The 13,377-nt window shown below is 69.9% G+C and carries 6 protein-coding genes; 4 read left to right on the forward strand and 2 right to left on the reverse strand.

Annotated elements, in window-relative coordinates; genetic code table 11:
* Nucleotides 1-24 precede the first annotated feature (24 nt).
* Nucleotides 25-1,179, reverse strand: a complete 1,155-nt coding sequence (locus BC793_RS40420; protein ID WP_109601913.1) for a glycoside hydrolase family 130 protein — start codon at nt 1,177-1,179, stop codon at nt 25-27.
* Between the two features lie 307 nt (nt 1,180-1,486).
* Between BC793_RS40420 and BC793_RS40425 the strand changes: the two genes are divergently transcribed.
* Nucleotides 1,487-3,079 (forward strand): PP2C family protein-serine/threonine phosphatase, encoded by a 1,593-nt coding sequence (locus BC793_RS40425; protein WP_109601914.1) that lies wholly within the window; start codon nt 1,487-1,489, stop codon nt 3,077-3,079.
* A 340-nt stretch (nt 3,080-3,419) separates the two neighbouring features.
* Here BC793_RS40425 and BC793_RS40430 read toward each other — a convergent pair whose 3' ends face one another.
* The gene (locus BC793_RS40430) at nt 3,420-3,959 is read right to left on the reverse strand and encodes a hypothetical protein (RefSeq protein ID WP_146246685.1); all 540 of its coding nucleotides are present in this window, start codon (nt 3,957-3,959) and stop codon (nt 3,420-3,422) included.
* Between the two features lie 233 nt (nt 3,960-4,192).
* On the opposite strand from BC793_RS40430, the gene BC793_RS49970 reads away from it, so the two are divergent.
* The 3 genes from BC793_RS49970 to BC793_RS40440 all read left to right on the forward strand — a co-directional run bounded on the left by BC793_RS49970 (nt 4,193) and on the right by BC793_RS40440 (nt 13,372).
* The gene (locus tag BC793_RS49970; protein ID WP_158319518.1) at nt 4,193-8,788 is read left to right on the forward strand and encodes a hypothetical protein; all 4,596 of its coding nucleotides are present in this window, start codon (nt 4,193-4,195) and stop codon (nt 8,786-8,788) included.
* Nucleotides 8,785-10,503: a response regulator gene (locus tag BC793_RS40435; RefSeq protein WP_158319519.1), complete on the forward strand. Its 1,719-nt coding sequence runs from the start codon at nt 8,785-8,787 to the stop codon at nt 10,501-10,503. Before BC793_RS49970 ends, BC793_RS40435 begins: the two co-directional genes overlap by 4 nt.
* Nucleotides 10,504-11,023: 520 nt before the next feature.
* Entirely contained in the window at nt 11,024-13,372 is a 2,349-nt protein-coding gene (locus tag BC793_RS40440; RefSeq protein ID WP_109601917.1) for an RICIN domain-containing protein, read from the forward strand.
* The last annotated feature ends 5 nt before the right edge of the window (nt 13,373-13,377 follow it).

The raw sequence follows: 13,377 nt of genomic DNA on the forward strand, positions 1-13,377 counted from the left end.
CCTCCGTCGCGGCACAGCCCGGCCCTACGCCACCGCCTGATCGGCGGGCAGGCACGGCAACGACTTCCGGCCACGGTGGTGCGCCGTCACGCGCCGGCTGATCGCCGGGCCGTCGACTGCCTGCCACGGGGTGGCGCCCGGTTCGGCCGCGGCCCGTTCGAGCACCGCGACACCGATGTAGCGGTCGGAGACCCCGTAGAACAGATAGTCGGCGTCGCCGATCCGGGCCAGTCCGCTGGGGAAGACGATGTGCCGGTCGACACCTGCCTGCTCCTGGGTGGTCTCCGGCGCCAGCAACGGCTCGGACGTGCGGTAGCGGACCCGGGTGACGTCGTCGGCGTCGAGCAGCATCGCACCGGCCGCGTAGTCCAGGCGCGGAACCGGCTCACCGGTGTCGTGCTCGCTCACCCCGTGATGCAGCAGCAGCCAGCCCTCCGGCACACGGATCGGCGGCGGGCCGGCTCCGATCTTCGTCGATTCGAACGGGAACATCGGCTGCGCGACCGGCCGGTGCTGATCCAGCAGGACCAGGGCCCGCAGATCCTCCGCCACCGCGTCGACCGGGGCGAACGACACCCAGATGCTGTGCCGCCGGTCGGTGACACCGGCCGGCAGATCCAGCATCGGATCCCACATCGGCCGGTGCAGGAAGGCGTACGACATCCGGCCGTCGGGCGCCGTGACCGGCTCCGGGAAGAGCACCACGTCCTTGTTCGGGAAGACGTTCAAATCATGCGCGAGTTCGGGATCGTACGCGAAATGCAACGGCCCCAGCCGCCGCCAGGTCCGGAAGTCCTCCGACACGGCCAGCGCGGCCCGGGCCCCGTGGGCGCCGCCCTCCGCGGTGTACGACATGACGTACAGGCCCAGCGACTCCATCCAGGTGGCGCGTGGGTCCTCGATGCCGCCCCGCCCACCGCCGCGTTCCCACGGCTCGTCCGGAGCCATCACCACATCACCACGGTGCACCCCGACCGGCACACCGTCGTCGAGCACCAGATCCACACTTCGCAGCCGGGACACGTTGCCCTCCGCGGTCACCCGCGCCAGCAGGCGCCACCGGCCGTCCGGTGTGCGCCCGACAGTGGGATTGAAGGCACCCCAGAACTCCACCGGATCGTCCGGATCCGGCGACATGATCGTGCCCAGCCGGCGCAGCCGATAAGTAGGTGACGTCATGACAACCAACCCCCGTAAAATGGCAGATTTCGCAAGCGGTGATACACACGCATCCGACAGGTTCGGCCGGCAACCCGCTGCCGGGTGCAGTCCCGAGAACCGGACCGGGCGCCGTCGACCGAGGCCGCCGTCTACCCGGCCGGCGCCGCGGCAAACGGTCCGACCTGCGATTCGGGCACCCACAGTGACGGAGATGACGCCCACGGCATCGTCCTGCAAGCCGGTCGGGACCACCGCCGCGGTGTCCGGCCGGCGCCTCAGGGCGACGCTGGAACCGGCGGCGGGGGTCTACGACTAGATTCGTTCCGTGAGTGATCCGTTCGAGGCCGCCGGAGCAGTGCGGAACACCTACCGGCAGGTCGACTGGGCCGCGACGGCGGTGGGCCCGGTCGCATCGTGGAGCCCGGCGCTACGGGCCGCGGTCAACCTGATGGTGCGGTCCAAGATCGGGGCTACGCTGCTCTGGGGACCGGAGTTCGTGTTGCTCTACAACGAGGCCTACCTGCCGATCCTCGCCGAGAAGCATCCCGCCGCACTCGGCCGGCCCGCCCGGGAGGTGTTCCCCGAGGTCTGGCCGGACATCCAGCCGTTGCTGACGTCGGTGCTCGCCGGTGAGGGCACCGTCGCGATCGACGACTTCCGGCTACTGATGAGACGTCACCGGATGCTGGAGGAGTCGTACTTCACCTTCTCCTATTCGGCGGTGGCCGCCGACGACGGCACCATCGAAGGTGTCCTGGACATCGTCGCGGAGACCACCGCCCAGGTCATCGGGCACCGCCGACTCGCCCTGCTGAGCCGTTTGACCGGCCGCCTGGCAGATCTGGACCTGGACAGCCCGCACGACTTCCTCGACCGTGCCCTGCCGGTGCTGCGCGCCGCCACCGACGACCTGGACGCGGTCGACATCCACCTGCCCGGCGTGACCCCGGTCGCGCCGGGCAGCGGCGCCGAGCGGACTCTCTCGGTACGGCTCGCCGCCGACCAGCCCGCCGACGACGGTCGGCTCATCGTCCGGCGCAGCGAACACCTGCCGGACGACGACGCCTATCGGGAGTTCGTGGCACTGCTCGCCGCGACCCTGGAACGCAGCCTGGCGCGCATCCGTGCCCGGCACAGCGAGCGCCGCAGCGCGAGCCTGGAACGGGAGATGTCCGAGTCGCTGCAGCGCAGTCTGCTCACCGCTCCGGTCCAGCCCGAACATCTTCAGGTCGCCGTACGCTACCGTCCGGCCGCCGAGCAGGTCCAGGTCGGCGGAGACTGGTACGACGCGTTCCTGCTGCCCGACGGCTGCCTCACCGTGGTCGTGGGCGACGTGACCGGCCACGACCGGCACGCCGCCGCGGCGATGGCCCAGATCCGCAACCTGGCCCGCGGCGTGTCGTACACCCTCCAGAAGCCGCCGGCGCGGGTGCTGAGCGGATTGGATGCGGCGATGTCCGGGCTGGCCGTCAACAGGTACGCCACTGCCGTTCTGGCCCAGATCGAGCAGTCACCGGAGGACGCCCTACGCGGTCTCCGCACGCTGCGCTGGTCCAACGCCGGACACCCGCCGCCGATCCTGCTGCACGCCGACGGCACGGTCGAGGTCCTGCACAGTCACCCGGAGACCCTGCTGGGGACCCGCTGGAAGATCGGCCGCAGCGACCACACCGCGACGCTGGCGCCCGGTTCCAGCGTGGTGTTCTACACCGACGGTCTGATCGAGCGCCGCGACACCGGCCTCGACGAGGGCATCGCCGGCCTCGTCGGCCTGCTCACCGGCAAACAGCATCAGACCGCCGAACAGATCTGCGACGTACTGCTGGGGCATTTCGGAATCACCACCGAAGACGACATCGTCCTCGCGGTGGTGCACGCCTACGCCGCCCACGGCCCCCGCCCGCCCGCATTCAGATAGTCCTTTACCGGCGGGCCCGAAAGGCACGGCAGGCCGAATCCTCCACCACGATTTCTCATTTCCCGAATTCACGGTGGGAGGCCTGACGGAAAAGGGCCGGCTCACGCTGGCACCTCGCCGCGCGGCCGCCTCATCCGCCTGGCTCACCCGCCGACGCCGCTGCGCCCGCGACTACGAACGCCCTACCCGAACACCACGAAACCATCATCTGCTGGGCAGCGATCCATCAGATGGTCCGCCGCCACGCCGGCACCACGACCATATAGATCGAAAACAGGCTCTATAGAGGGACGTGCGACGGCGAACACCCGGGGTGGGCAGCCGGATCCGGCCGAGTCGCTCAGGTCGTTTGGGGTCGCTTGATGTAGACGCGGCTCACCAGGTAGGCGCATGTGGCTGCGGAGACCAGCCCGATCAGCCAGACCAGGACCAGCCCGGTTCGGGCCCACGCGGAGATCTGACCGGAGCCGAAGACGAGCCCGGCCGTCCAGCCGAGCGCCAGCAACCCGGCGCCGGGGAAGCAGATCAACAGGGGGAGGTACCAGTCGAAAAAACGTTCGGGGCGGCGGTTCGCCCGGGACCAGGTGGGCCAGCCGAATCCGCCGGGGACCTGCGGGCTCAGCTCCGTCTCGATGTATCGCGAAATCCAGCGAATGGCAGTCCGCTGCCCGATATAGCGCCCGCACAGCAGATAGGAACTGAGCGGCACGATCAGCAGTACGCCCAGTGGCGCCGGCTTGGAGAACGCGAGCGCGAAAATGGCGCTGGTAAGGGTGAGCTGGAGCGCTAGAATCTGTTGCTGGTATTTGTACCGGGAGTCGATCTCACCGCGTAGGGTGGCGTATTCAGCGAGCGGTCCTTCGAAGGCGCGGTCAGCCACAGTGGCAGGTCCTTTCTGCAGGCTGGAACTCCCCATAGGATCGGATCACAGACGTCAGCCGGAATCAATGGCCCCGATCGTCACTTCGAGGCCCTCTTTCTCGTTCGCCGGGCCGGCCCCAACAGTGGCTTCCCTCAATGTCGATGTGCGGCGTACCTTCGGACGAATAGGGCCGCTCGTGGGTCGTTTCACCCGCGTCGCCGCACCCCTGTCGTCTCGTATGGAGGTGCGCCTTGACCACCTTGAAGCTCGGCACCCGGCTCAACGCGCGGTCGTGGGAGGAGGCTCTCGGCCGTCTGCCGCCGCGGTACTCCGCCGCAAACTACGACGACCGGGGCCTGCTCGGCGAGCGGCTGGTGATCGATCTGCGGCAGGTCGGCTTCGCTGACTTCGTGACGCTCGGGCACCTGTTGCTGCTCGTCCACCTGGCCTCCGACGCGGGGGCAGACTGCTCGGTGCTGCTTCCCGACACGAAGGGCGTGACCGGCGAGGCCCCGTCGGACTCGGAAGCCGCCATGCGCCGGATCCGCCGTTACAACTGCCACCGTTACCTCGACCAGGCCGGCGTGGTCGAGGCGCTGGGCCCGATCGCGTCGGACCGGCCGGCCGCAGACGACGGCGAACCGGCCGACTCGGTCGAGGGTGACCGGCATCGGTCGCTGCTGCGCCCCGACCCGCCGCATCGGGCCAGGCGGATTCTGCCCTACCGCTGGATACCGGTCGAGGACACGCAGGAAGAATCGCTGACGTCGACGACAGCCGAGCTCGAACGGAACTGGCGCGAGCTCGGACTGTCCGCGGAGATGGCCGCCGCCGTCACCCGCGGTGTGATGCACGAGCTGCTGGAGAACGTGGCCGAACACACGCAGGCTCGGGAGATCCTGCTCGGCGGGGTGATCGTGGATCCGGAGACCTACGGCGTCCGCCACGAGGATTTCGACTCCGCTCTGGAGCCGCTCACCCGGCATGCCTACGGCGAGGAGAACGACCTGGTCCGGTTCGTGGTCGCCAACGCCGGTCCCGGCATCGCCTGGGGCGAGGACGCCGCGTGTCAGTCGTTCGACAGGCCGGTGGGAGCGACCGACAAGTCCGCCCGAGGGCTGTGGAAGGCCTCGCGCGTGGTCCGCGCACATGAGGGCAGCCTGCTGATCTCGTCGGGTGGTCAGGTCGTGAGCCGGGTCTGCGACTCCGCCGCGGTGCTCGACGCCACCCGGCCGATTCAGGCCGTGCTGCCCGGAACACTCGTCGAGTGTGCGCTGCTCACCTCGCCCCGCCGCAGCGTCATCGAGGACTCCGGCGAGCTGATCACACCGCCCCGCCGAGACGCCGGGAAGGGACGATCGGCTGCGACCCGTGGGCGATCGCCGCGATGTCTCGCCGCCGGGCTGCGTTCGCACGACGGCCTGAAGGTTGCGGACCTCGACCGGATCCGGCACGAGCTCGCCCGGCCGGCGCGCAAGGCCGTCGACCTGGTCGTCACGATCGACGCGGACGCCGACGCCACCCACGACGTCGAGATCGGCCTGGCCATCAGCCTGGTGGCCGAAGCCGCCGCCGGTGCCGGGGACCGTTGCGTCAGTCTGGCCTTCGCCAGCGCGAACAGGGCGCTGATGGCCGTCGCCATCGAGCACATCAATGCGAGGTACGACGTACGGGACACGCCGCCACCCGCGCCGATGCTCGTGATCGCACCGAACAACCGGCACTACTGGGTCGGCGGCACCGTGGCGCAGCGGCGGGTACTGGCCCGATTGTCCCGCGCCGAGGAGCCCGTCCCGCTCGCGGCGACGGCCACGTGGCCACCGGAGCAGATCGCAGCCCTCACCGAGCTCCGCGAATCGACCGCCCTGCTGCAGAGCGTCACCGGGGCCGAGCAGGACGCGGTGACGCTCAGGACCCTCCCGCAGGACGCGGTGACCGCCCTCGCGGGCTGGGCTCGGGACAGGATCAAGCTGGCCATCGACAAACCACGGGCCGACCAGAAGCAACCGGACGTCTGGACCGGGCCGTTCCTGACGCCGAGTCTCCGGGTGACCAGCCGATGGTGCGACCTCGACGCGATGCTGTCCCGTCTGGACATCCAGGCCGTCGCCGGGATGGCTCTGGTCGCCCTGGTCGAGGACACCCTCCGGACCCTGGAGGTCCGGGAGGAGCCGGTCATCCGAGCGCTGAAGTACACCCCCGAAGGGGTGCTGCGGATCTTCACCGCGGCGCTGGCCGGCCGGTACCGGGACCGCGCGCCGGGCGAGGGCACCCGCGAGGTCGGCCGGCGTGGCCCGGAGCTCGTGCTGCTCCTCGTGGACGCGATCTCGAGCGGCGCCACCGTGGGCCGGGAGCTGCTCGACGTCTCGGCGAGCGAACCGGGGCGGGTCGTGGTCGCGACGATCGTCGACACCCGCCCGGAGGCCGAGCGCGCGAAGTCCGCGGACCACCTCGATCTGCCGTCCGGGCGCGTGCCGCTGGTCAAGCTGGCCACCGTGTCGGTCGAAGCGGAGGACGACAGCGATGCCAGGCTCGTCGACCCGGTGCTGCGCCGTCCGGAGGATCCCGGCCGGCCGGTTCCGCGATACCTCAACGAGCAGAAGAAGTACGTCGACGCGATGAAACGCAACTCGGCGGCACGTCTGGGGCACATCGAGCGCCCGGCGGACCGCCACTACACCGCCTACGTGGATCCCACTCTGCTGTTCCGCGAGGAGGAATGGTCGCGGACCGTGCTCGCGGACCTCACCACCGAAATCGAGAAACGCCACCGCCGGCCTGATCTGGCCGGGACGACGGTGGGCATCCTCTACCCGGCGGCGACCGCCGACGACCTGCGGGAGGCGGCGACCCTGCTGCGCAAGGCGCTGTGCAATGTGGGCCTGGACCTACCCGAGGGGCCGGTCGCCGTCCCACGTGCGGCACACGCGACCAACTGGCAGCTTTCCGGCTCGGTCGTGTTCCCCGCCGTCCGGCACGCGGTCATCCTCGACTCCGGCGCGAGCACCGGGCGCACCGTACAACAGCTCGTGGGGCTCGCCGCCGACATGGGTGTCTCCATGATCACCGTGGTGCTGCTGCTCAACGGCATGTCCGACAGCGACGCCGTCAATCTGCAGCGCATCACGACCGTCCACCGGTCGACCGGACAGCCGCCGTCCGGCCGGGCCGAAGTCGAGATCATCTACGTGGCGCGGACCGCCATGAGCCGGGTCCCGAGCGGTCACTGCACCGTCTGTGCTCTGCGGGACAGCTACGAGGCGGCCGCCCTGCACACACCACTCCAGGATTCGCTGGCCAAACATCGCAGCTGGCTGGTGTCGATGCTGACACCGCGGGCCAAGCAGGAGCTGTTCGAGGAGCAGGCGGTAGACCTCTTCGGGGCCACGGTGACCCAGGCCGAGTGCGTCGAATATCTGAGCTGGCGACTGAGGCTGCGCGAAGCCGACCTCAACACCAAGCGACGCCAGGACGTGGCAAAACGACTCAGATCCGGCACTATGGAGCGGCCGGTACGCGACTCGCTCCTGCGCCTGCTCGTCGCGGAATCGCAGTGGCTGGACTCCGAGCCGCTGTCGTTCCCGGAATACCGTGCGATCATCGCTGACCTTGCGGTCGGGATGCTCACCGGCGACCAGGCGCTGCTGGTCGAGCAGCGCCTGCGCATCCAAGCGGTCATCCTGCTGGTACGCATCGCCCCCGACCGGTTCGCCCAGGAACTGGGCGCCATCCTCCGGAAGAATCAGCGCCAGGGCGTCGTCGTCTCCCAGATGCTGCTCGAGACGCTTCTGCTGATCTCCCGGGTGGGCGCTCCGGGGCCGCACGAACGCCGGGCCGTCGTCGGCCAGATCGTGCAGAGCCTCGACAGTCTCCAGGACCACCTACGCCAGGACCCCACAGAGCAGCTCTTTCTCAGGCTCCCGCTGGTACGGTACGTCACCTCGTACGCGATGCGGTCGCAGCAGACGCCACCCACCGACGTCCAGAGCGCCTGGGCCGCTCTCCGCGACGAGTTCAAGGCGGCCGGGCACGACTACGCCAACCGGGCCTGGATGGTCCGCTCCGACATCGAGTTCGCCGAGGCCGGCGACGACGTCACCGATCTGGGAGGCATCCGCGACGGCTGGTCGAGCTGTGCGAACTTCCTCCTCGACCGGATCCTGCCCAACCTGCGGCCGCTGCGCCAGATCCTGCTCAGCCGGGCGGTACGCGGGGACATCCCCGGCGAGCTCGGCGTCCGATGGGAACAGACGGTCCAGGCCGAGGGCGACAAGCTGGTCGACGACACCACCGTGCGCATCGACGACTATGTCGAATGGCTGCGCCGCAGCGGCCGTACCGACGCGGTCCTGGCTCGAACGCTCTTCGCCGACCTGGAATGGTGGTCGAGGTTCGCCCTCGACGACGATGGGATCCTGCCCAGTCTCATCCATCGCGCGCCCGTCGACGCCCTCGAAGTCGTCCGGCGCAGATTCGCCGGTGACGACATCGAACTCGACGACAGCCGCCTTTCCGACGCGGCCCCCGAGGGGTTCCAGGCATTCTGCACCGACCGGCTGCTCAACGACATCGTGTCTCACATCCTGATGAACGCCCAGCGAACGCATCGCATCGAGGGGATCCCGCAGCGGATCCTCGTCGAGCTGGATCTGACCGCGACGAGCCAGCTGATCATCACGGTGTTCAACGACGCCAGCACACGGGAGTCGGTGGGCAACCGCAGCGGCCTGGACGCCGTCGGCCACCGCCTGGAGAGATTCGGCGGCGAGATCTACGAGGTGGAACCGAAGGAAGACTGGACGTTCGCCGTCGCGATACGACTGGAGAAGTGGAGGGCGGAATCGTGACCACGCAGCATCGTGGCCTGATCGTCGACGACCACGAGGAACAGGCTGAGAAGATCAAGCAGGGCCTCAAGATCGCGTTCAAGAAGATCGATGTGGTCGTCGACTGGAAGTTCGCCGACAGCGCATTGAAGGCATGCACCCTGATCGAGGACGAGGAGCCGTTCGACATCGCGATCCTCGACTACGAGCTGGAGGAGTCGGAGAACGCCCTCAGCGTGGTCGACGAACTGCGCGACAAGGCGCCCCGCTGCTACATCCTCGTCGTCACCGGCGTGGGCCACGACTATCCGTACTTCGCCGAGCTGGCCCGTAACCGCGGAGCCGCCGCCGCAATCCACCGCAAGCAACTCACGCTCACCAAGTCGGCGACCGACGAGGTGGAGAGCTGGGACTACCACCACCTGGCCGCCCGGATCAGCCGCCACCTCACCGTCCAGGGCTGGGGCGGCAAGCTGAACGTCGAATTCGCGGAGACCGCCGGGATGGAGTCCATGCTGTACCAGCTCGGCACACCACCCGGGGCCGACGGCGATGTTCGAGCACGGGGGAAGCGGGTCGCGCGCTCACTCATACTGGAGTGCCTCGGCGAACGAGACCTGCACACCACCCTGCACGTCGAGCACCTGACCGCCGGGAAGTCCGGCGCCTTCGTCTGCAAGGTTCGTGGTGAACAACCCGGCCGGGCGAACCGCTCCTCCGTGATCAAGATGAGCTTGAACCGTGCGGATCTGGAATCCGAGCATCGGATCAACAAGGACGCGGCCGAGGTGATCGGTGACGGCGCGCTCGTCAAGTTCGCCGACCGGGCTCGCAAGGACCCGCAGTCCGACTACTGGGCGCTCGCCTCCCCGTTCGCCGAGGACACCGTCGCCCTGGACAGGTGGCTCGCCCACCCCGGCACCCTGCCCACGCAGGCGGGCGCCGTCGCCGGGGAGATCTTCGGCCGCTCCCTGGCGCCGCTTTTCCAGTCGAGCCTGCGAACGGATCAGGCGACCGACTCCTGGTTCGCGCTGTCGCCGGTCCATCTGCAGCGGGTCCGCGAGGCGATCAGCGCCTACCGACCGGTCTGGGGGCTGCCGGAAGGCGCCGCCGTACCCGGTGCCGAAGGACTCGCGACCGAGCTCCGGACGTTCGCCGACGACCGGACTCTGCCCGGGACGAACGTGCCTCCGGTGCCCAAGAAGGTGACGTACGTCCACGGCTTCGGCGACCTGCACTCCGGGAACATCCTGGTGCGGGCCACCGGGCAACCGTGGCCCAGGCTGGTGGACGCCTCCGGCTACGGCCCCCAGCACTGGGCGGGAGACGCCGCCCGGCTGCTCGTCGACCTGGTGCTCGTCGTACGGCGTACCGGCGCGGGTTCGATGCTCTGGTCCAGTGTCGTGGCCGACGCCGAGTTCGCCGGCGACCTGTGCGGCTGCGACATCGGCCCGCACCCCACCGATCCGGCCGGCGCCGAGACGAGCCCGGTCGACGCCTTCATCGGTGAGGTCGTCGGCCGGCGGCAGGAATTCCTGCACCTCGACGAGCTCGGGCTACGCGAGGCGGACTGGCACTGGCAGTGGCACACGGCGCTGGCTCGCGAGTTCCTCCGGCAGGGCGCCCGGCCCGGACTGATGCCCACATCAGCGGTGCTGGGCCTGACCGCCGCCGCACGTCACCTCGGCAAAGCGGTGACTGCGCTGCGCGGCGGGGAAGTCCCGCCCGGCCGGTGACGGAAGGGACCGGTCAGCCTTCGAGCCGCGCATCCAGTACATCATCGGGAACCGGCAGATCTGGTCCTCGAGCCGGGCCTCCGAGGGCTGGCGGAGCTACACCGGTGCCAGCCCGCACACCGATCACACCGACCACCGACTGGGGCCGCTACCACGGCCTCCAGGTCACCAACGGACTCGGCCGCCTCTACTTCTCCTGAGCACCCGACTCGCCGCCGGCTTCAAGATCGGCTTCGCAAGCCACCGAGAAGCCGTCCGAACAGGTTCGAGATCGGCGGCGCTCGGAGCCGGGACGCGCGGAACCGCACCGGTCTCCTGGAACGAGCATGGGCTGCCGGGCAGCCGGGGGGCCATGGGCCCGGAAGGTCGCGCGTGCGGCGTGCTTCTCGCCTTCGCAGCAGAGCACCGGCCACGCGGGGTCCGCGATCGTGACGCCGAAAGCCGGACACCTTCGTCCAAGTCAACTGCGCTATGGTTACCGCCGCTTTGTACATCCCGATCCGCCGCCGGGGGGACCATCGTGATCGACCTGGAGCTGATCGTCCCGGATGGCTGGGCGCAGATCCCGGCCGGCTCGAACAGCGCCGGTGAGCGCGCCCGGATCATCGACGACCTCGTCCGCCGGCACTCGCCCACGGATGTTGAGAAGGCCGCTTCATGGCAGCGGGCGTTGCGGCTCGAGATGACCGCCGCGGTGGACGAGGCGAACCGTAATCAGGCGCGGACGGTACTGCTGCCGATCGCGGACTTCGACGGCGTACGGCTGCCCGGCTCCCTGTTCGTCGCCGTGGTGGAGGACGTCGAGGAGGGCACCGCCCCGGAGCAACTGTTCGCGTCGGTTCTCGCCGGAGCCGGAACGGACGGGACCTACCTGGAGATCGGCGGCTCCCAGGCCGTCCGGGTGTCCGCGATGTCCAGCAGCGGACCGGCCGAGAGCAGAATGCCGTCCCGCCAGGTCAAGTACTACATCGCCCATCCCCAGGTGCCCGGGGCCTACGGTCTGGTCACCTTCACCGCGGTCAGCGACGGCGACGTCGAGGCCGAAACGGTCCAGGCCGTGGTTCTGATGTTCGACGCGGTCGTCGGCACCCTGCGGTGGGAGCAGGAGACCGCCGCCACCCCAGTGGCTCCGGCTCCGGCTCCGGCTCCGGCTCCGGCGACGATTCACACCGGGACGCCCGGCGCCGGCCAGGACACCGGCAAGCCCACCGAGGTCATCTCCACGTCCCTGCCGCCGGCTCCGTCCCGGCGATCACGTCTGGGCCGCCCGGTCGCCCTCGGCGTCGTGCTGGCGCTCGCGGTCCTGACCGGCGCCGGGGGCCTGGCCGCCCGGCGTGCGGCCGGCGCCGCCGAGGCGGAGGCGGGCAACCAGGTCTCCGCCCAGGACGTACGGATCCTCGTCGGCGCGGCGTCTTCCTGTGCCGCACTCACCGCGCCCCGGCTGGCCGGGCAGATCATGGTCGCCTCGAATTTCGGGGATCAGCCGGTGGCAACGATGAGTGGCGGCGGCGCGGCGGGAGTGGCGGCGCTCACCCCGGCACAGTGGCAGGAGAACGTGCCGTGGGAAGGCGCACAGATCACCGACCGCGAGGCCGCTGTGACCGCTCTGGCCCATCACATGTGCCGGCTCGCCGGCCAGGCCCGTACGGTGAACCTGGACGAGGATCCGTGGCGGGTGGCGCTGGCGGCGCACCGGCTGGGCATGGAACCGGTCATCGCGGCCGGCGGCGTTCCCGGCGACGCGGACGACTATGTGGACACCGTCGAGCGATACGCGACCTGGTACGCCCTGCAGCCTGCTTTCGCCGGTCGCGCCGTGTCCCCGGCGCCGACGCCCGTCCCCACCGCCGGTGATGCGGTGGTCCCGGTCCCGGCGGTGTACCTGCCGGCGATCGCCGCAGCCGGCAAGCGCTGCCCGGACATGCCACCCGCCCGGATCGCGGCACAGATCATGGCCACCTCCGGCTTCGACCCGAACAAGCTGGGCCCGGCCGGCGAGCAGGGCATCGCGCAGTTCCCCCCACAGGCGTGGGCGAGCAGCGTCGACGCGGCGCCGGGCAGGTCCCCGTGGGATCCGGCTGTGGCGATCCCGGCACTCGGCCGCACGATGTGCGAGATGATCAAGAAGAACGGCGGCTACACCTACGCTCTGGCCGCCTTCACCCGCGGCGATCGGACCGCGACGGTGACCGACCTGGCCGAGCGGGTGTCCACCGCACAGACCGCGTACGCCAAGGACGCCCGGCTGCAGCCCGTCAGGAAGCCGTCGGCGCCGGTGTCCCCCTCGGCTGCCGCCTCCTCCCGGCCCGGCCGGACGACGGCCGCCCCCTCGTCGGCGCCCCCGGGCCGGACCAATCAGCCGGCCGTCAAGGGAGCCGGCGCTGCGGGCACGGCCTACGGCCCGTACTTCGTCCTCAACCTCGCGACCGGAATGTGCATCGACGTGCCCAACTACCATGCGGGCTCGGTGGACGGCCCGGTCAACCAGTTCCCCTGCGCCAAGACCGGTGACGACAACCAGGAGTGGACGTTCGAACCACGGCGGGTGGATGCGGGCGGGTACCAGCTCTACTGGATCCGCAACGCCGACGACGGTTACTGCATCGACCCGCCGGGCAACAGCGCGGTGGCGCAGAGCACGCTGCTCAACGAGTCGAACTGTTTCGACGACGACAACCAGTACTTCCGGCTGGAGCCGCGGACGACCTCCGGCGGCTTCACCTACTACTGGCTGCGCAACACGGCCTCCGACATGTGTCTCGAGGTGGACGGCGACGCCAACGGCGGCCCCGACGCCCGGCTGGCGCTGTTCCCGTGCAAGACCGGCGACGATCACGAGTGGGCGCTCGTGGAGAAGTCCGAATGGTGAGGGCG

Origin of the sequence: Actinoplanes xinjiangensis, assembly GCF_003148685.1 — a bacterium.
Taxonomy (GTDB): Bacteria; Actinomycetota; Actinomycetes; order Mycobacteriales; family Micromonosporaceae; genus Actinoplanes; species Actinoplanes xinjiangensis.